The organism is Oribacterium sp. HCP3S3_B9, assembly GCF_052064255.1.
Lineage (GTDB): Bacteria > Bacillota > Clostridia > Lachnospirales > Lachnospiraceae > Oribacterium.
Genome location: NZ_JBQHVY010000011.1, coordinates 46,326 through 66,895, shown reverse-complemented (window position 1 = coordinate 66,895; position 20,570 = coordinate 46,326). Strand labels below are relative to the sequence as shown.

Sequence of the window (20,570 nt, the reverse complement as noted above, 5' to 3'; positions counted from 1 at the left end):
GTTCGATAAATGTCGCTCGTCCAGGCAGGACAGGCAGTGCTATAAGCCGTACGCAGCCTGACGCCCGATCCTTCTGGCGTCTGGGCATGACGGATCCATCCGGGCGGCGTAAGCACGCCGGACTAGTGATTGATGATGCCCTTGATCAGCCAGAGCACGACGAGGACCACCAGCAGTGGGAGCAGTACCGGCGAAAGGAAGGCCAGCACACCACCGATGAGGCCCACGAGGACCTGGAATACCAGGAAGAAGATGATGAAGACGGCGATGCAGCCCCAGCCGCTCGCGTCAAACACATGCACGTGGCTGCCTGTGCCGCCCTGCTGCGCCTTCCGCTCGCTGTGATGGCGATAGAACGGGTCGCTCCAGCCGTTGTCGTTCCGCTCTCCGTTCTCGGCGTAGCTCTCCCGCTCCTGGTGGTTCTCGTCCTCATAGCCCTGGCGCACGGTCTCCGCATCCTCTGCCTCGGTTTCACAGCTGCGCGCACCGGTGCCACTGTAGTTCGCACGGAAATGGTCGAAGGCGTCGGAATCCGGCTCGAGATCGACCGTGCCACGGATTTCATCATCCTGACTCGCGATCGGATCGCCCGCCGCCTCGGCGGTATCGATGATGGTCTTCGCCAGCAGTCTCGGTGAACCGAGCTCCTCGATGACCTCTGCCTCGGAGCGCCCCTTCCGGACCTCTCCACAGATATAGCTGTCGTAATATGCGATCTGCTCACGAATCACCTGATCTGAAACGCTCAGGTTGAGCTGGACCGTTAAATCATGCAGGAACTGTTCCTTATTCAAATTCGTTTCCTCATCGCGGCGGCTGCCGCCTTCTTTTCTATTCCGATCGATGTCAGTTTTCGCAGGCCAATGCCTACATGCACGCAGGGCTTCGCCCATGCCGTAAGATTCGATCATGCTTCAGATGAAGCGCCTCTAATATACAATAAACCGAGACCTGCACAGTGCGCAAGTCCCGGTTATATTTTTCACAGAAAATTCGGAATCGCAGTGCCGTGTAGCGCCGCGAGACATTTTCGATGCAGGTGCATCATGTAGACATTGGCCTCACAGATGCACGGCGGAATCACTCTTCCGTCTTCTCCTCTGCCTCCTCCGGAACCACGGCGATGCCGAGGTCGGTAAGCTGTGACTCGTCAAATACCGGAGCCGGTGCATCCATCATCGGATCGGAGCCGTCCTTGATCTTCGGGAAGGCGATGACATCACGGATCGTGTCGGAGCCGACCATCCACATCGCGAGACGGTCGAGGCCGTACGCGAGACCAGCGTGTGGCGGTACTCCGTACTTGAAGGCCTGCATCAGGAAGCCGAACTGCTTCTGCGCCTTCTCCGGTGTGAAGCCGAGCTTCTCAAGCATCTTCTCCTGCACGTCGGCCTGGTGGATACGAACAGAACCACCGCCGAGCTCCGTACCGTTCAGAACGATATCATATGCCTTCGCACGAACCGCGCCCTGATCGGTATCGATCATCGGGAGGTCCTCCTCCATCGGCATCGTGAACGGATGATGCATCGCCTGGTAACGGCCGAGCTCGTCGGACCACTCGAACATCGGGAACTCGGTGACCCAAAGGAACTTCCACGCCTTACGATCGATGAGATCGAGGTCTGCGCCGAGCTGGAGACGAAGTGCACCGAGTGCGCTCCATACGGTCGTGTTCTTCGTGTCGGATACGAACATGAGGAGGTCGCCCGGCTCGCCGCCCATCTCCTGGCAGAGTGCCTTCAGCTCCTCTTCCGTCATAAACTTCGCGAAGCTGGACTTATAGCTGCCATCCTCGTTGATCGCGAGGTACGCGAGGCCCTTCGCACCATAGCCCTTGACGAGCTCGGTGTACTTATCGATGTGCTTACGCGGCATCTTCGCCTGCCCCTTGACATTGAGACCCTTGATCATACCGCCGTTCTTCGCGCATGCGGAGAACACGCCGAAGCCACAGTCCTTCACCACCTCAGTGACATCGTGAAGCAGCATCTCGAAACGCATATCCGGCTTATCGGAGCCGTACTGGTTCATCGCGTCGATCCATGGCATCCGCATGATCGGGAGTTCAATGTCTACATCGCACACCTCCTTGAAGATGTACTTCAGCAGACGCTCGTTGACCTCGATGACATCATCGACATCCACAAAGCTGAGCTCCATATCCACCTGGGTGAACTCCGGCTGACGATCAGCACGGAGATCCTCATCACGGTAGCAGCGTGCCAGCTGGAAGTACCGGTCGAAGCCGGATACCATGAGGAGCTGCTTCAGGAGCTGCGGAGACTGCGGCAGCGCGTAGAAGGAGCCGTGGTGCATACGGGACGGTACGAGGAAGTCTCTCGCGCCCTCCGGGGTGGACTTGATGAGGGTCGGGGTCTCGATCTCGAGGAAGCCGTTCTCACTCATGAAGCTGCGAATCAGATAGGCGATCTTCGCTCTCGTCATGATGCGCTTCGCGAGCTCCGGACGGCGAAGGTCGAGGTAACGATACTTGAGACGTGTGTTCTCGTTCGTCGGGATCCCATCCTCGATCGGGAATGGTGGCGTCTCGGACTCGGCGAGAATACGAAGTGCTCTGGCAGAAATCTCGATGCTTCCTGTCTTCATATCCTTGTTTGCATCCTTACCACGGGAACGGACGATACCAGTCACCGCGATTACAAACTCGGAACGCAGCTTCGCTGCCTTCTCAAACACCTCGGTGCCGCACTCGGACTCCTCGAACACGATCTGCAGGAGACCGGAACGATCACGAAGGTCTGTAAAGATCAGACCGCCCTTGTTTCTGGAGCGCTGAACCCAGCCCATCATGGTGACTTCTCTGTCGATATAGGACTCGTCAAGCTCTGTACATCTGCACGTTCTGTGCAGACCTTTCATAGACTCTGCCATAGCTTTTACCTCTTATATATAATGAAAAAATTACTGTAATGAATCCTGATAGAATTCCTTAAACTCGGTATATCCCTCCGATGTAAGCTGCTCCTTCTGGAACTTCTTGTTTTTATTCATGCGGGATACCAGAACGGTCTCTCCCTGAAGACGACGTGTCATCGCTTCGCTGATCGCCTCGGCGGTCTTCGCACGATCGAGGTTCTTATCGAGGAGGAAGGCCACCTTCGTGCCCTCACCCGGAACCTTCTCGTCTGCGTCGAGCATGATGGTGATGATACGCTCGAAGCCGATCGAGAAGCCGACGGCCGGGGTATCCTGACCGGTGAACTTGCCGACCATACGGTCATAGCGTCCGCCACCGCCGACGGAGCCGCTGAAGCCCTCGGCACGGATCTCGAAGATCGGGCCGGTATAGTAGCCCATACCACGCACGAGGGTGGGATCGAAGAGAACCTTTACATTGACGCTCTTGACAGCTGCCACCGTCTCCACGATGGTGGCGAGGTTATCCGTCACGCTCTCCGGGAGCACATCCTTCAGCTTCTCACCGAGGGTGCGGATGTCCTGTGCGTCGGTACCGATGGTCGCAAGCAGCGCCTGATACTTATCGATGACGCTCTCCTCATAGCCGAGCGAAAGGAGCTCTGCCTTTACGCCGTCATTTCCGATCTTGTCGGCCTTATCGAGGCTGATGCAGACCTTCTCGAAATCGTCTGCAGGGAAGCCGGCGTAGGCCTGCATGCCGCGGAGGATTTCACGGTCGTTGATCACTATGGAGAAGTTATACTTCTCACCGAAGCCGATGCGGTTAAGCAGGGTGGAGATGGCGAGGATCAGCTCGATCTCCGCGACGTTGCTGCCATCACCGAAGATATCGATGTCGCACTGCACGAACTCACGGAAGCGGCCCTTCTGCGGACGATCCGCACGGAACACCGGTCCGATCTGGAGCGCCTTAAACGGGCTCGGGAGCTGTGCCTGGTTCTGGCTGTAGAAGCGGCTCAGTGGAAGGGTCAGATCATAGCGGAGGCCGGAATCTGCGAGTGCATACAGATCGCCGGACTGGAATGCGCTTTCCAGCTTATCGCCGCGCTTCTGTACCTTAAAAATCAGCTTCTCGTTATCACCGCCCTGCTTGCTGAGCAGGTTCTCGATGTGCTCGACGACCGGGGTCTCGATCTCTGTAAAGCCGAACTCCTTATAGGTTCTGCGGATTTCGCTCAGAACATACTGGCGAAGCTCCATCTCTCTCGGGAGGATGTCCTTCATACCGGTGACCGGTTTCTTCTTTAATGCCATAGCTGTACCTCATATCAATGTTAATACGGCCTTTAATTATAACAACAGTCGCGCAAATACGCAAGAACCTCGCACGGTGCGCGGCCTCGGCAATACGCCGAAATCACGAAACCGCACCTCTGGCTCGAGGTGCGGTTTTTACATCATGATGTATGCATTGATCAGAGATACTTCTTCATGCAGTCATCAATATCAAGCGTTGCGAAGTAGTCCTTCGGGGTCTCGGCGCGGCGGATGAGCTTGACGGAGCCGTCTTCGCGGAGCAGGAGCTCGGCGGACCAGAGCTTGCCGTTGTAGTTGTAGCCCATCGCGAAGCCGTGTGCGCCGGCGTCGTGGATGAAGAGGTAGTCGCCCTTCTCAAGCTCCGGAAGCGGACGGTCGATGGCGAACTTGTCGTTGTTCTCGCAGAGCGAGCCGGTCACGTCATAGGTGTGGTCACATGGCGCGTTCTCCTTTCCGAGGACGGTGATGTGGTGGTAAGCACCGTACATCGCCGGGCGCATGAGGTTGACCGCACAGGCATCGACACCGGCATACTCCTTATAGGTATGCTTGAAGTGGATGACCTTCGTGATCAGTGCGCCGTATGGTGCCAGCATGAAGCGGCCCATCTCGGTAAAGATGCGGATGTCGCCGAGACCGTGCGGCACAAGCACTTCATCGAATACGCGATGAACGCCCTCGCCGATCGCCTCGATGTCGTTCGACTTCTGGTCCGGCTTGTATGGCACGCCGACACCGCCGGAGAGGTTGATGAAATCGAGCGCGACACCGGTCTCTGCCTTGATCTTGACGGCGAGCTCGAAAAGCTCCTTCGCAAGGGTCGGGTAGTAATCATTCGTTACGGTGTTCGATGCGAGGAAGGCGTGCATGCCGAAGTGCTTGACGCCACCCTCCTTCAGGATACGGTAGCCCTCGATGAGCTGTGCGGTGGTCATGCCATACTTCGCATCCTGCGGGTTATCCATGATGGTGTTTGCGATCCGGAAGTATCCGCCCGGATTATAGCGAAGGCTCATGGTCTCCGGGAAGCTGCCCAGGGTATCCTTCAGCTCCTGGATGTTCGTGAAGTCGTCAAGGTTGATGATGGCACCGAGCTCGTTCGCGAACTTATACTCCTCGAGTGGTGTGTCGTTCGAGGAAAACATGATGTCGTGGCCGTGGAAGCCGCAGGCATCGGACATCTGAAGCTCGGTGAGGGAGCTGCAGTCCGTGCCGCAGCCCTCTTCCTTCAGAATACGAAGGATGGACGGGTTCGGGGTCGCCTTCACCGCAAAATACTCCTTGAAGCCCTTATTCCAGCTGAAGGCCTTATATACCTTCCGCGCATTCTCACGAATGCCCTTCTCGTCGTACAGATAAAAAGGTGTCGGGTAGGTCTTCGCAATTTCCTTCACCTGGTCCAGTGTGATATATGGTGTTTTCATGGTTTCCTCCACGTTCGTAAAATCTAATGTCAAATCTTAATACAGACGATTTATAAAAGAAAATACTTGCCGGTTATGGCAAGTATAAATTCAGACCCCTCATGGATTACAAGGAGGCTTTGCTAAAGCAAAGCCTGATACGCTCGCCGCTAGGGCATCCATGCGCCGCTCCGTCCTACGGACGGCCCTCTCATGGATTATGCCTGCATTACTCTCATGATATTCGTCGCGGTCACCGGCTGGTTGCGGGTCATGCGGGACAGTACGCCGGCGGTGATGACGCAGAGGTCGCCCTTCTCGACGATGCTGCGCTCGCGAAGCTCCTCCATGGAGGACTCGAAGAGTTCGTCGGTGGTGTCAGCTCTTCTCGCCCAGATCGGGGTGACGCCCCAGAGGAGCATCATCTGGCGAACGGTCGCCTGGCTCGGGGACATCGCATAGATGTGGGTCTTCGGGCGGTACTTCGAAATCAGCTTTGCGGTCGAGCCGGAGAGCGTCGGTACGATCAGTGCCTTGGCGTCGAGCTCACTCGCAGTGGTGACAGAAGCTGCGCAGACAGCATTGGAAATATTTGCATAGGTGCTCTCATCGACGTTGCGCATCTTATACTGTGTGTAGTCGAGGAACTGCTCGGTATACTCGACGACGGACGCCATCATATCGAGGGCCTCGACCGGATACTTGCCGGCTGCGGTCTCACCAGACAGCATGACAGCGTCGGTTCCGTTATAAACCGCATTTGCAACGTCGGTCACTTCCGCTCTCGTCGGACGCGGATTACGGATCATGGAATCGAGCATCTGGGTTGCGGTGATGACGAGCTTGCCTGCGAAGTTACACTTGTGGATCATCTCCTTCTGGAGCTGCGGGAGACGCTTCGCGTCGATCTCCACACCGAGGTCGCCACGGGCCACCATGATACCATCGGCGGCTGCGATGATGGCATCGAGGTTATCCAGGCCCTCCTGAGACTCGATCTTCGCGATGATCTTCATGCTGGAGCCTGCCTCGTCGATCAGTGCACGAATCTGCTCGATGGCCTCCGCATTACGCACGAAGGAAGCGGCTACGAAATCGAAGCCCTCTTCGATACCGAACTTGATGTCCTCGATATCCTTCTCGGTCAGGCCCGGAAGGCGAATGCTTACGTTCGGAACATTGACACCCTTCTTCTCACCGAGCTCGCCGCCGTTTGTGATGAAGCAGTGGATGTCCGCACCCTCGACGCGCTGCACCTTGAGGCCGATCAGGCCATCATCGATCAGGATGGTGCTGCCCTCCTGGACGTCTTCATTGAGCCCGTTATAGTTAATGTATACACGCGATGCATTTCCGATGCACTCGTCGATGGTCAGGACAATTTCGTTGCCCGCCTCGAGCATCACCTTCTTGTGGCCCTCGAGCTCACCGGTACGAATCTCCGGTCCCTTCGTGTCAAGCAGCGCGGCGATCTCACGACCGGTATCCTTGCGTGCCTGCTTCAGCAGCGCGAGACGGCCGAGGTGCTCCTGGTGGCTGCCATGGGAGAAGTTGAAACGTGCCACGTCCATCTTCTCTGCGAGCTTCTTCATCAGCTCGTAATCGTTCTCATTCGGTCCAAGTGTACATACAATCTTCGTCTTTCTCATAAAATTCTCCTCTTTTTAGAACCGGCCGGTACTGTGTCCGGCATTTATGTCAAGCGCCGGGAAAACCGGTGCATGCTCGCAGTTTCGTGGGCCAATGTCTCCGGTCGAAAGGCTGATGGCCTCTCGCCTGACGTTCGGATGACCACCGCCCCTCCTGCTGCCCTGCAGGTCGACGACTTCGCGCATATCTGTCGCTGCCGTGCGTCAGCGGAAATCCCGCATGTTATAGATGTTTCTGTTCTTCGGTCGCTGATTCGTCAGAAGGAAGAACAGCGCGACATTCAGCAGGCTCACAAGGATCGCCACCTTGTTGCCGAGGCCCGGAAGGGCCACAAAATAGAATAGATAGAGGACCACCTCTGCGATCGCCAGCCACTTCGCCTTGATCGGGATGATGAAGTACAGAAGGAAGGTCGTCTCCGGAAACGTCAGGGCATACGCCAGGAAGATACTGAAGGTCATGTAGGTCGGATACAGCTGTACTGAATAACCGGTCACCAGATAAATCAGGATCGCCGCCAGTACCAGCAGAATCACGCCTGTAAAATAGAAGAAATTATACTTAAATGTCCCCCAGACGCGCTCCAGCGTCATCCCCAGACTGTAGTAGACGAACAGCGCGACGATCATCCACAGGAAGCTCGTCGATGGCGGATAGAAAATAAAGGTGATGATCCGCCAGATATGACCATGCAGAATCGCCTCCGCATCCAGATCCAGATAATAAAAATAAAGAAGTGGATTAAACATCTGGATGAGGTAACCCACCACATAGATCACGCAGATATACTTCATAAGATTCGGAACTGCATACTTCCCGAATCTCCGCTCCAGCTTCTGATAAAAAGTCAATATATACTCCTTTCAGTTCATCACACAGTTATTAAATTATCAATTTCGACATTCAGATACTAGTAACCCATCATGAACGTGAAATACGCTAGAAGTATACGTGTTACGCCCTTCTTTTTCAAGAGAAATATATGTAAAGGCGAGCACTCCACGCAGCGTTCTGCTGACCGTTCAGGCAGGGGATACGAAAGGGAGGGCAACGGATGCCATACACCTCACAAGATATGCCCGGAAAATATAATAAAAGCGATGAAAACGTTACTGATTTAACAAAAGTTTTATGATTATGCCGATTGAACCCCCATTTTTTAAATGCTACAATGCTACTTTGTTATTCTATATAAATATAGGTAGCTATTCAGAACACTTTGATCTTTCTAATAATTAAGAATCAGGTGCCAGGAAAGTATATAGGTAATAAGAGGTTATATCATGCAAGAGTATAGACTCGGAATCGACATTGGTTCTACAACCGTAAAGATCGCCATCCTCGATCAGGCGAAACAGCTTCTGTTCTCGGACTACCGCCGTCATCACGCGGATATCCAGGGCACGCTGGCAGATATTCTCGAGGAAGCGAAGGAGACGCTGGGTGAAATCCGCCTCGCGTCGGTCATCACCGGTTCTGGTGGACTGACGCTGAGCAAGCACATGCATGTTTTCTTCTGTCAGGAAGTCGTCGCGGTCGCAACCGCGCTCAAGGACTACCGTCCGGATACGGACGTCGCCATCGAGCTCGGCGGCGAGGACGCAAAAATCATATATTTCAAGGGTGGGATCGACCAGCGCATGAACGGCATCTGTGCCGGCGGTACGGGCTCCTTCATTGACCAGATGGCCTCCCTCCTTCATACCGACGCGGCCGGTCTCAACGATCTCGCCGCCGGTTATCAGATGATCTACCCGATCGCCGCACGCTGTGGTGTCTTCGCAAAGACGGATATCCAGCCGCTGATCAACGAGGGTGCGGCGCGCGAGGATCTCGCGGCGTCTATCTTCCAGGCGGTCGTCAACCAGACCATCTCCGGCCTCGCACAGGGCAAGCCGATCCGTGGTCACGTCGCCTTCCTTGGCGGCCCGCTTCACTTCATGCCGGAGCTCCGCAAGGCCTTCATCCGTACCCTCCATCTGCAGGGTGATGAGATCATCGAGCCGGAGAACAGCCATCTCTTCGCGGCGATCGGCTCCTGTCTGAACTGCCCGGAGGACGCGGAAGCTGTATCCATCACGTCTCTCATCGAGCAGCTCCGTCACGGCATCCAGATGGATACCGAGATCAAGCGTATGGACCCGCTCTTCCATAGCGAGGCTGAGTATCAGGAATTCACGCAACGTCATGCGCAGGCGCGCGTAAAGACAGCCGACCTCAGTACATATCACGGCAATGTCTTCCTCGGCATCGATGCCGGCTCCACCACGACGAAGCTGGCCCTCGTTTCCGAGCAGGGTGAGCTTCTCTACAAGTTCTATGCAAACAACGAGGGATCGCCGATCGCGACGGCCATCAAGTCCATGAAGGAAATCCGGGACCTGCTGCCTTCCGACGCACGCATCGCCTACAGCTGCTCCACCGGTTACGGTGAGGCACTCCTGAAGTCCGCCTTCCAGCTCGACGAGGGCGAGGTGGAGACCATCTCCCACTACTATGCAGCTGCGTTCTTCGAGCCGGAGGTCGACTGTATCCTCGACATCGGCGGCCAGGACATGAAGTGCATCCGCATCAAGGATGGCACCGTCGATTCGGTGCAGCTTAACGAAGCCTGCTCGTCCGGCTGTGGCTCCTTCCTCGAGACCTTCGCGCGCTCACTGGACTACTCCGTGATCGACTTCGCGCACGAGGCACTCTATGCAGCGAACCCGACCGACCTCGGCTCCCGCTGTACCGTGTTCATGAACTCGAACGTCAAGCAGGCGCAGAAGGAGGGGGCAAGCGTCGGCGATATCTCTGCCGGCCTCGCCTACTCCGTCATCAAGAACGCACTCTATAAGGTCATCAAGGTCACAGATGCGAAGGATCTCGGCCAGCACATCGTCGTACAGGGTGGTACCTTCTATAACGATGCCGTCCTCCGTGCCTTCGAGAACCTCCTCGACGCCCATGTCACCCGTCCGGATATCGCCGGCATCATGGGTGCCTTCGGCGCAGCACTGATCGCACGCGAGCGTTATCAGCTGAAGAACGAACATCTTCGTGCGATGAAGCCGGGTGAGGAAAAGGATGTTCCGCTCACCGCTTACGGACGCGTGCAGACCAGCATGCTTCCGATCGATGACATTATCCACCTCCAGTACACGACCCGCATGGCACGCTGCCAGGGCTGCAACAACCACTGCGTCCTGACCATCAACCAGTTCGGTGCCGGCCGGAACTTCATCTCCGGTAACCGCTGTGAGCGTGGTCTCGGAAAGACGGAGGCGAAGTCGGACATTCCGAACCTCTTCGCTTATAAGATGAAGCGCATGTTTGATTACGAGCCGCTCCCGATCGATCTCGCCGAGCGTGGCGAGGTGGGTATCCCGCGCGTCCTCAACATGTACGAGAACTATCCGTTCTGGGCGACCTTCTTCCGTGAGCTGAAGTTCCGGACCGTACTGTCCCCGGCCAGCACACGTCAGATCTACGAGCTCGGCATCGAGACGATCCCGTCCGAGTCTGAGTGCTACCCGGCGAAGATCGCACACGGCCACATCGAGTGGCTGATGAAGCACGGGCAGAAGTTCATCTGGTACCCGTGCATCCCATACGAGCGGAACGAGACGCCGGATGCCGGCAATCACTACAACTGCCCGATGGTCACCTCCTATGCAGAGAATATCGTTAACAATGTCGAGGACCTGCAGAACAACTCCGTCCTCTTCATGAAGCCGTTCCTCGCGCTGACGAACGAGAAGATCTGCACGGACCAGCTCGTGAAGGTCTTCGTCCATCCGGACCGCATCGAGGATTCGATCCGTCCGGTCGGCGAGCTCACCCTCGAGAAGATCGGCGAGCAGTTTAAGAAGTGGAATTTCACCGAGCAGGAGATCCGCTCGGCGGCGCATGAGGCCTGGGCAGAGCTCGAGCGTGCGCATCAGGATATGGAGAAGAAGGGTGAGGAAACCCTCCGCTGGATGAAGGAGACCGGCCACCGCGGCATCGTGCTGGCGGGTCGTCCATACCACGTGGATCCGGAAATCAACCATGGTATCCCGGAGCTGATCACGAGCTACAACTTCGCGGTGCTGACCGAGGATTCCATCTCCCATCTCGGCGAGGTGGAGCGTCCGCTGATCGTCACCGACCAGTGGATGTACCATACCCGCCTCTATCGCGCGGCTTCCTTCGTGAAGACCCGTGAGGACCTCGATCTCATCCAGCTGAACTCCTTCGGCTGCGGCCTCGATGCCGTCACCGTGGATCAGGTACGGGATATTCTGAACGGTTCTGATAAGATTTACACCGTGCTGAAGATCGATGAGGTCAACAACCTCGGCGCGGCACGTATCCGTGTGCGTTCGCTGATCGCGGCGATCCGTGTCCGGGAGGAGAAGCACTACGAGCGTACGCTGCGTCCGGCCAGCTATGATCGTAAGCTCTTCACGAAGGACATGAAGGACGAGGGCTACACCATCCTCTGCCCGCAGATGTCCCCGATCCACTTCGAGCTGATCGAGCCGGCCATCCGCGCCTGCGGTTATAAGGTCGAAGTCCTGAACAACGCAAACCGGACAGCGATCGATACGGGTCTCAAGTACGTGAACAACGATGCCTGCTACCCTTCCATCATCGTGGTCGGTCAGATCATGGATGCGCTGAACTCTGGAAAGTACGACCTCGATCACACTGCGGTCATCATGTCCCAGACGGGTGGCGGCTGCCGTGCGTCTAACTACATTGGCTTCATCCGACGTGCCCTCGAGCATGCCGGTATGGCGCAGATTCCGGTGATTTCGCTCAATGCGAACGGCATGGAGACTACACCGGGCTTCAAGATCACACTCCCGCTGCTGACGAAGGCCATGCAGGCGGTCGTTTATGGTGACATCTTCATGCGCTGTCTCTATGCGACACGGCCGTATGAGCAGACACCGGGTGCTGCCGAGGCGCTGCACCAGAAGTGGGTGAAGACCTGCATCACATCGCTCCAGAAGAAATCCTCCTCGATGAGTGCGTTCTCACGGAACGTGCGCGGCATCATCCATGATTTCGATGTGCTGCCGCTGCAGGAGGGCCTCCGGAAGCCGAAGGTCGGGATCGTCGGCGAGATCCTCGTCAAGTTCTCGCCGCTCGCGAACAACCATATCGTGGAGCTGCTCGAGCGCGAGGGGGCGGAGGCCGTCATGCCGGATCTCATGGACTTCCTGCTCTACTGCTTCTACAACCAGAATTTCAAGTACGAGAATCTGGGGGCCGGCTGGAAGGGCAAGACGCTCTGCAATGCGGCGATCACGCTGCTTGAGTTCTTCCGGAAGACCGCACGGAAGGCGTTTGCGCAGTCTGCACGCTTCACGCCGCCTGGCGATATCCATGAGTTCGCGAAGATGGCGCGGGAATATGTGTCGCTGGGTAATCAGACCGGTGAGGGCTGGTTCCTGACGGGTGAGATGCTCGAGCTGATCGGCGAGGGTGTCGAGAATATCATCTGTACGCAGCCGTTCGGCTGTCTCCCGAACCACATCGTGGGGAAGGGCGTCATCAAGGAGCTGAAGCGGCATCATCCGGATGCGAACATCATCGCGGTGGATTACGATCCGGGTGCGTCGGAGGTGAATCAGCTGAATCGTATCAAGCTGATGCTGACGGTTGCGCAGAATAATTTAAAGTCGAAGTAAGCAAAAAGCCGAGGCAATTGCCTCGGCTTTTTGCTTATCCTTCGTAGATCGGGTGTGCCTTTGTGAGCTCAAGTACCTTTGCGGTGACGTCGTCCTTTGTCGCTTCGAAGTTTGTAGCGACGTTCCAGATGCAGTCGGCGATCGGTGCCATGTCGGCTTCGGTGAAGCCACGGGTGGTGACAGCCGCGGTACCGATGCGGACGCCGGAGGTGACGAACGGGGAGCGTGGGTCGTTCGGGATGGCGTTGCGGTTCAGGGTGATGTGTACTTCATCACAGTTGTTCTGCAGAGTCTTACCGGTGAGGTCTGGGATGTTTGTGAGATCCACCAGCATCAGGTGGTTGTCGGTACCGCCGGAAACGAGCTTGAAGCCCTTCGCCATCATGGCGTCGGCGAGTGCCTTACAGTTCTTCACGATCTGCTCCTGATAGGTCTTGAACTCTGGCTTCAGTGCTTCACCGAAGCAGATGGCCTTACCGGCGATGACGTGCTCGAGCGGGCCGCCCTGGCTGCCCGGGAAGACATTCTTGTTGAACTTGAAGCGCTCAGCGGTCTCTGCACTGGACAGGATGAGGCCGCCACGTGGTCCACGAAGGGTCTTGTGGGTCGTCGTGGTCGTCACGTCCGCGTATGGGATCGGTGACGGGTGAAGGCCGGCTGCGACGAGTCCGGCGATGTGGGCCATATCTACCCAGAGCACGGCACCGCACCTGTCGGCGATTTCACGGAAGCGCTTGAAGTCGATGATACGCGGATATGCGGAGGCACCGGCGATGATCATCTTCGGATGATGCTTCATCGCGAGGGCCTCGACCTCGTCATAATCGATGTAGCCGTCGGCGTTGATACCGTACGGGACGATGTTATAAAAGCGGCCGGAGAAGTTCGCTGGTGAACCGTGGGTGAGGTGTCCGCCGGCGTCGAGGGACATGCCCATGATCGTGTCACCGGGCTCGCAGATCGCCATGGTGACGGCCATGTTTGCCTGTGCACCGGAGTGTGGCTGCACGTTCGCATACTCACAGCCGAACAGCTTCTTCGCACGCTCGATCGCGATGGTCTCGATTTCGTCGACATTGACGCAGCCACCGTAGTAGCGCTTGCCAGGGTAACCCTCGGCGTACTTGTTGGTCAGCACGGTGCCCATGGCCATCATGGCCGGGCCGGATACGATATTCTCTGATGCGATGAGCTCGATGTTGTGCATCTGGCGGTCATACTCGCGAAGAATCGCCGCGCCGATTTCCGGATCTGCCTGTGCGATGTAGTTCATTACTTCCTTGATCATAATCTGCCTCCTCTTTCTGTCTTCATGCCGGCCTGCTCACGCCCTCAGCTGATAATCCTCGATGACGATCTGCAGACTTTTAAATCCATTATATTCATTCACTTCCGGGTAGTAAACCACATCTATCAGGGATTTCGTGCCCTTATTTCGCATGAAGGCATCGCCATCCGTGAAGAGGATACCGGAGATCGAGGTTCCCTGCAGCGAGAGGAGCTGCAGGCGCACGACGTTCCGACCCTTACCGAGCACGCGGGCCTCGAGGATGCGGAGGTTCTTTTCGGCGAAGCACGGTTTTTCGTTGCCCTTTCCATACGGCTCGAGGCGATCGAATTCATGGATCAGCTCCTCCGTAACATAGCTTACCGGCATCGGCACATCGATCCAGAGCTTATCTACGAGCTGGTCGAGCTGAAGACCGCAGCGCGCGTTGAGGGCCGTACGGAAGCGGTCAATGTTGTCGCGCGGGAGGCTGAACCCGGCCGCAAGGGGATGGCCGCCGAACTTCGTGAGAAGCTCCGCCACCTCGGCGAGGCGCTCCGACATCGGATAGGCATCGATGCTTCGACCGGAGCCCTTCGCCATGAGGGTGCCGTCTTCTCCATCCTCGGCGTCGGTGACCACGAAAGCCGGACGGTAATACTTCTCGCGGAGGCGACCGGCGACGATGCCGGCGAGGCTCTCATGCAGCTTCGGAAGGTAGATGACGAGTACTGGATCGGACATATACTGCTGCTCTACCTGCGCATAGGCTTCCTTCGTCGCCTCGATCGTCATATCCTTTCGGACATCGTTCAGCTCCTTCAGCTTCACCGCCTTTGCGAGGGCCTCCGACGGGTCCGTGGTGGTAAAGAGCGACAGTGCGATCTCGGCACTGCGGAGCCGGCCGCCTGCATTGATACACGGGCCGATGATATAGCCGATGTGGTAACTCGTGATATGCTCCTTCTCGAGGAGGCCCTGCACGTCGAGCAGTGCGCGGAGGCCCGGATTCGTCGTCTGCCGAATCTGCTGGAGGCCGAACTTCACGATGATGCGGTTCTCATCCTGGAGCTCGACGACGTCGCAGACGGTCGCGATGGCGGCAAACTCGAGGAAATCGAGGTACGCGTCCTGCGGAAGCCCGCGGTTCTGGTAGAGCAGGGTGATGATCTTCCAGGCGACGACCGCGCCACAGATCTCGGTATACGGGTAGCGGCTGTCCTCGCGCTTCGCGTCCACGACGGCACTCGCCGGCGGCAGGATATCCCGCGACTCGCAGCCGTAATCCTCGTCGTCCCGCTGGCGGATGTCATGGTGGTCCGTGATCAGCACGGTGAGGCCGAGGTCACGCGCATGCTTCATCTCCTCGATGGCGCTGATGCCGTTGTCGCAGGTGAGGATCACGCTGACGCCGTCCGCCTTCGCCTGGTCGATGATGTGCACGTTGATGCCGTAGCCGTCCCGGATGCGGTCCGGCAGCACGTAGTCGACCTGCGCGCCGAGGCGCTGGAGGCCGGTATAGAGGATGTAGGTCGCGCACACGCCATCGACGTCGTAATCACCGACGATACGGATATGGCGGCCCTCCTGGATCGCGCGGTTCAGATGATTCATGCAGCGGATCGCATCCGGCAGGAGGAGCGGCGAGTGAAGCTCCTCGAGGGAGCCATGCAGGTACTGCTCGATCTGCGCATCCGAGTTGATCTCTCGGTTTCGGAGGATACGCGCTGTCACCTGATCGATGTGGTGCGCTGCCGCGACCGCCTTGAAATCCGCCTTCTTGTTATAGATGAACCATTTTTTCATATGTTGTCCTTCAGGTTTTTGGTGTATATTAGTAACTTAGCTACAGTTCAGGCAGGGAGCCCCCTTAACCGAACTGTTACGTAACTTAATCAGTATAGCATAAAAGAAGGGTTTAGCAGACAGATGAGTTTTCAATATCCGGCGAAGCGGCGTTTCACGAAGGTCGCGCTCGCGCTTCTTCTATATGAATTTCTGTTCCAGGTGGGCAGTGGTTTTCTGATCCAGTATGGGTCGGCGGTCTATCAGCAGGAGGACTTCACGATGATCGCGGTGAGTCTGTTCGGGCTGGTGCTCGTGCTGCTCCTGCTCGGGGGTGATGGAATCCCGCGGACGACGCATGCGCGTTTCGGGCCGCTTACGTATCTCTGGCTGCTGATGATGATCTACGGGCTGCAGGCCTTCAGCTCGATCCTGCTGACTCCGGTGGAGGCATTTCTGCACCAGCAGGGCTTCACGATGGAGTATGCGACGGAGGTCGCGAGTGGGCGGATGACCGGCTTCTGGATGATTCTGTATGCCGTGGTCGTCGCGCCCTTCGTGGAGGAGTGCCTGTTCCGCGGGCTCATCTATAATCAGCTCCGGCACTGTGGGCAGCTCTTCGCGATCGTCATCAGTGCGCTGCTCTTCGGGCTCATGCACGGGAATCTGATGCAGCTTCTGACAGCGCTCTTCGTCGGGGCGCTGCTCGCCTTCATCCGGGAGCGCTACGGCTTCGCCTGCGCGATCCTCATGCATCTCAGCAACAACGCCTTCGCGCTCTTCTTCAATAATCTCGGCGGGGACAGTACGCTCGTAAGTCTCATTTATCTCGTGTTCATCTACGGCGGGATGATCGTGACCGCCGTAACACTGCTTCGGAACTTTAAAAAGCTGTGCAGCTTCTGTCGAAGCGAACACAGCTTTCCAGCGATGGTAAGGGCCTGGTTTACGACACCCGCGGTCATCGTCGTCAACCTGCTTTTCATCGGGCTCACCATCCTCAGTATTTTCGAGTGAGGGGCATGGCTAAACCACTACTATAGCACGAGGATGCCCCCATTGATATCAGTATCTATATTTATCTTCTATTCAAATATAATCAAATATTCCCTGGATAGCATCTGTAATATTCATGATGTCATTCATATGTAAACTGTTTAACTTCACAAAACCTCTGGCGTTAAGATCGAGTAATGCCAGCTTTTCACAGTGAACATATCCGTCCATGTTCTGGGTTTGAATATGAATGTGCAAAGCATCATCTCTTCCTGCATTGTAGACAGGACAGGCTATTATTTCGCCCGTCTGATTAAAGAAATCTTTGCTTACGACCAGTACGGGGAGTTTGATCTTATCGACTTTCAGTACATCTCCCTGATGAACAGTTTCCGCCATCACCATGCCTCTCTTCCTAATGGCTCGCCCCAGTCAAATTCACCATCCAGATTTAGTTTTCCGCCATATTCCTTCGCGCGCTCTTCGAGCGTTCTATGACGGAATGGCTTTGCCAACAGAATTTGTCCATCGCTGACTTTCACTTCCAGGATATCATTTACGGATATATGTGCTTCATTCAGAATGTCTTTGGAAATTCTGATTCCCTGACTGTTTCCCCATGCCTTCACTTGTGCCTGCATATTAAACCTCCTCTATCGTATATACTATGTGTATACTACAGAGGAGGTTTTTCGTCAAGCTGGGGGTGAGGAAGTCCCGGCTAAACTGTTACTAGGAAAGCCCAGGACAAAAGGCCGAAAATGGAAAATCATTTCAAAGAGCCTTTATCCATGGTAGAATATATTTAATTATAGTCTGATGTCAGAATGGTGTTCTGACATCAGACCGGCAGTGGGCGAAAGCGCTGCCGAACAGCTTTGAATATTCTCCGGAGGAGGTTCTTTTTATGTTTTATAACGAAAAAGTCTGGGCAGCAGTGGACATGGATACGCAGGAGAAGGTCTATATCCTGCCGAAGATGGCGAACCGTCATGGCTTGATCGCGGGTGCTACCGGCACAGGTAAAACCATCACCCTGAAGGTGCTGGCGGAGTCCTTCAGTGACATGGGCGTACCGGTTTTTCTGTCGGATGTGAAGGGCGACCTCGCTGGTATGATCCTGCCGGGCGTCGATTCTGAAAACATGCAGAAGCGCATCGCGCGTTTCGGCCTCACACCGGCGGGCTTCCAGTACGAGGCCTACCCGACACAGTTCTGGGATATCGATGGGAAGAAGGGCCTTCCGCTTCGCACGACCATCAGTGAGTTCGGACCGACCCTGCTCGGACGGCTCCTCGGCCTCACACAGCTGCAGACCGATATCCTGACGATCATCTTCCGTATCGCGGATGAAGAGAATCTGCTTCTGCTCGACACGAAGGATCTTCGGGCGATGGTACAGTACGTCGCAGAAAATAATAAGAAATACTCATCCGAGTATGGCAATATGGCGACGGCCTCGCTGAATGCGATTCTGCGTTCCGTCGTCGCGCTTGAAACCGCCGGTGGTGATACGTTCTTCGGTGAACCGGCGATCGACATCGCGGATTTCCTCCGTACGAACAGTGTCGGCCGTGGCATGATCAATATCCTCGACGCGGAGTCGACGATTCAGAATCCACTGATCTACTCGACCTTCATGCTCTTCATGCTGAGCGAGCTTTTCGAGCAGATGCCGGAGGTCGGGGACCCGGAGAAGCCGAAGATGGTCTTCTTCTTCGATGAGGCGCACCTTCTTTTTAATGGCGCACCGAAGGCGCTCATCGAGAAGATCGAGCAGGTGGTGAAGCTCATCCGCTCGAAGGGCATCGGCGTGTACTTTATCACCCAGAACCCGAGCGACATCCCGGATGCTGTGCTCGCGCAGCTCGGCCATAAGGTAGAGCATGCACTTCATGCGTATACCCCGAGCGAGGAGAAGAAGGTGAAGGCCGCAGCAGCGTCCTTCCGTGTAAACCCGAGCTTCGACACCATCGAGGCGCTTCAGAGCCTCGGCACCGGTGAAGCGCTGATTTCCTTCCTCGACCGTGATGGCAAGCCGGAAGTCGTCCGTCGCTGTGCGGTGCTCCCACCGGCCTCCCGGATGGGCACCATCGATGAGACAGCGCGTCTCGCTGCGATCGTCTCCTCAGATCTCTGCGGAAAATACGACGAGACCATCGACCGCGACTCGGCCTATGAATTCCTGAAGCGCCTGACTGATGAAGCTACTGCAAATGCTGCGCGCGCAGCGGAGGAAGCGGAAGCCGCAAAGCTCGCGGAGAAGGAAGCAAAGGAGCAGGCGAAGCTCGCAGAAAAAGAGGCCCTCGCAAAAGCGAGAGCCGAAGAAAAAGCGAAGAAGGATCAGGAACGCATCGTGAAATCCGTCGGCCGCACCACCGCCGGCACCCTCGGCCGTGAAGTCGGCGGTGCCGTCGGAAAAAGCTTCATGGGCAGCTTCGGAAAGCGCGTCGGCGGCAACGTCGGTGCAGCGCTCGGTCGTGGCATTCTCGATACACTGTTTGGGAAATAAACTCTGTTCCGACCTGATTTCTATTTGATGGAATGGCCGTTCAGCCAGAAGGATTACATCCACCCGGCTGGACGGTTATTTTTTTATAAAATGTTACATGATCATACATCCAGCACAGCGAAAGAGACGCCCGTGAGGACGTCTCTGAAGAAACAGCGGGGCGACGACATCGCCCTGCTGTTTTTTTATGCTTTCACACCGCGCCGAGGATTTCCTTCGCGTGCTGCACGCTTTCGTTCGTCGGCGGGTTCACACCTTTGAGGGTGTATGGGATACCGAGCTTTTCGTACTTGAAGGTGCCGAGGGTGTGGTACGGCAGGACTTCGACCTTCTGCACAGTCTTCAGTTCGTCGATGAACTTCCGGGTCGCGATGAGCTCTTCATCCGAGTCGGTGAGGCCCGGCACGAGGACGTGGCGGATCCACATCGCGACGCCGTGGTCGCTGAGATAATGCGCACAGTCGAGGATGTTCCGGTTCGTCCAACCGGTCAGGGCCTTATGTTTCTCGTCGTCGATTTCCTTGATGTCGAAGAGGACCGTGTCCGTCACTTGGGCCAATGCCTCAAACTTCGAGATAAATGGCTCTTCGCGGGTGAACGGCTGCGCCGAGGTGTCGAGACAGGTGCTGATACCGCGCGCCTTCGCCTTCTGGAAGAGCTCGAGCACGAAGTCGATCTGCACGAGCGGGTCGCCGCCGCTGACCGTGATGCCGCCCTGCTCGCCCCAGTACTCGCGGTAGCGCTCTGCGTGGTCGAGGAGCTCGTCCGCGGTGCGCATGTCGTCGCTCTGCAGGGTCCAGGTGTCCGGATTGTGGCAGTAGCGGCAGCGCATGTGACAGCCCTTCAGAAAGATCGTATATCGGATGCCCGGACCGTCCACGGCGCCGAAGGTCTCGATGGAGTGAATTGCACCTTTGATGGATTCTGCCATGATATCTCCTTTTCTACTTGTTTCTAAAATGATGACGCTTCCGAGATGCAGAAGTTGTTTCCGCTTTCCCGCATCACTGCCGAGACACGGATTCTTCTGTACATCCGATGACGCATCGGACAGTATCAAATAAAAACATGAGGGAGTGCTGTCCACGCAGTGT

General features: G+C 56.3%; 14 protein-coding genes. 3 read left to right on the top strand and 11 right to left on the bottom strand.

Features of this window, described 5'->3' with window-relative positions; translation table 11 throughout:
• Window positions 1–122 precede the first annotated feature (122 nt).
• The 6 genes from ACTNC3_RS07120 to ACTNC3_RS07095 all read right to left on the bottom strand — a co-directional run bounded on the left by ACTNC3_RS07120 (window position 123) and on the right by ACTNC3_RS07095 (window position 8,104).
• The gene (locus ACTNC3_RS07120; RefSeq protein ID WP_441226947.1) at window positions 123–794 is read right to left on the bottom strand and encodes a DUF1700 domain-containing protein; all 672 of its coding nucleotides are present in this window, start codon (window positions 792–794) and stop codon (window positions 123–125) included.
• Between the two features lie 286 nt (window positions 795–1,080).
• Window positions 1,081–2,895 carry an aspartate--tRNA ligase gene (gene aspS, locus ACTNC3_RS07115; RefSeq protein WP_441226946.1) on the bottom strand — a complete coding sequence of 605 codons (1,815 nt, stop codon included), beginning with the start codon at window positions 2,893–2,895 and terminating at the stop codon, window positions 1,081–1,083.
• A 30-nt stretch (window positions 2,896–2,925) separates the two neighbouring features.
• On the bottom strand, window positions 2,926–4,197 hold the full coding sequence (gene hisS / locus ACTNC3_RS07110; RefSeq protein ID WP_441226945.1) for a histidine--tRNA ligase: 1,272 nt from the start codon (window positions 4,195–4,197) through the stop codon (window positions 2,926–2,928).
• Window positions 4,198–4,358: 161 nt separating this feature from the next.
• Window positions 4,359–5,624: a diaminopimelate decarboxylase gene (locus ACTNC3_RS07105; RefSeq protein ID WP_441226944.1), complete on the bottom strand. Its 1,266-nt coding sequence runs from the start codon at window positions 5,622–5,624 to the stop codon at window positions 4,359–4,361.
• Between the two features lie 197 nt (window positions 5,625–5,821).
• On the bottom strand, window positions 5,822–7,252 hold the full coding sequence (pyk, locus tag ACTNC3_RS07100; RefSeq protein WP_441226943.1) for a pyruvate kinase: 1,431 nt from the start codon (window positions 7,250–7,252) through the stop codon (window positions 5,822–5,824).
• 204 nt (window positions 7,253–7,456) lie between these two features.
• The gene (locus tag ACTNC3_RS07095) at window positions 7,457–8,104 is read right to left on the bottom strand and encodes a hypothetical protein (protein ID WP_410043656.1); all 648 of its coding nucleotides are present in this window, start codon (window positions 8,102–8,104) and stop codon (window positions 7,457–7,459) included.
• 432 nt (window positions 8,105–8,536) lie between these two features.
• On the opposite strand from ACTNC3_RS07095, the gene ACTNC3_RS07090 reads away from it, so the two are divergent.
• Complete coding sequence (locus tag ACTNC3_RS07090) at window positions 8,537–12,916, top strand: acyl-CoA dehydratase activase-related protein (RefSeq protein ID WP_441226942.1); 4,380 nt, start codon at window positions 8,537–8,539, stop codon at window positions 12,914–12,916.
• Between the two features lie 34 nt (window positions 12,917–12,950).
• On the opposite strand, the gene glyA is transcribed toward ACTNC3_RS07090, so the two are convergent.
• Window positions 12,951–14,204, bottom strand: coding sequence for a serine hydroxymethyltransferase (glyA, locus tag ACTNC3_RS07085; protein ID WP_410043654.1), 1,254 nt, complete (start codon window positions 14,202–14,204; stop codon window positions 12,951–12,953).
• Window positions 14,205–14,240: 36 nt separating this feature from the next.
• Window positions 14,241–15,989: a single-stranded-DNA-specific exonuclease RecJ gene (gene recJ, locus ACTNC3_RS07080; RefSeq protein WP_441226941.1), complete on the bottom strand. Its 1,749-nt coding sequence runs from the start codon at window positions 15,987–15,989 to the stop codon at window positions 14,241–14,243.
• A gap of 123 nt (window positions 15,990–16,112) precedes the next feature.
• On the opposite strand from recJ, the gene ACTNC3_RS07075 reads away from it, so the two are divergent.
• Window positions 16,113–16,985, top strand: coding sequence for a CPBP family intramembrane glutamic endopeptidase (locus ACTNC3_RS07075; protein ID WP_410043652.1), 873 nt, complete (start codon window positions 16,113–16,115; stop codon window positions 16,983–16,985).
• 72 nt (window positions 16,986–17,057) lie between these two features.
• Here the strand turns inward: ACTNC3_RS07075 and ACTNC3_RS07070 are convergent, their stop codons facing one another.
• Entirely contained in the window at window positions 17,058–17,369 is a 312-nt protein-coding gene (locus ACTNC3_RS07070; protein WP_410043651.1) for a type II toxin-antitoxin system PemK/MazF family toxin, read from the bottom strand.
• The gene (locus ACTNC3_RS07065; protein ID WP_410043650.1) at window positions 17,363–17,605 is read right to left on the bottom strand and encodes an AbrB/MazE/SpoVT family DNA-binding domain-containing protein; all 243 of its coding nucleotides are present in this window, start codon (window positions 17,603–17,605) and stop codon (window positions 17,363–17,365) included. Before ACTNC3_RS07065 ends, ACTNC3_RS07070 begins: the two co-directional genes overlap by 7 nt.
• A gap of 266 nt (window positions 17,606–17,871) precedes the next feature.
• Here ACTNC3_RS07065 and ACTNC3_RS07060 point away from each other — a divergent pair, with 266 nt between their 5' ends.
• A complete protein-coding gene (locus ACTNC3_RS07060; RefSeq protein WP_441226940.1) occupies window positions 17,872–19,476 on the top strand; it encodes a helicase HerA-like domain-containing protein in 1,605 nt (534 codons plus the stop codon).
• A gap of 193 nt (window positions 19,477–19,669) precedes the next feature.
• On the opposite strand, the gene pflA is transcribed toward ACTNC3_RS07060, so the two are convergent.
• Window positions 19,670–20,407, bottom strand: coding sequence for a pyruvate formate-lyase-activating protein (gene pflA / locus ACTNC3_RS07055; RefSeq protein WP_441226939.1), 738 nt, complete (start codon window positions 20,405–20,407; stop codon window positions 19,670–19,672).
• Window positions 20,408–20,570: the final 163 nt, after the last annotated feature.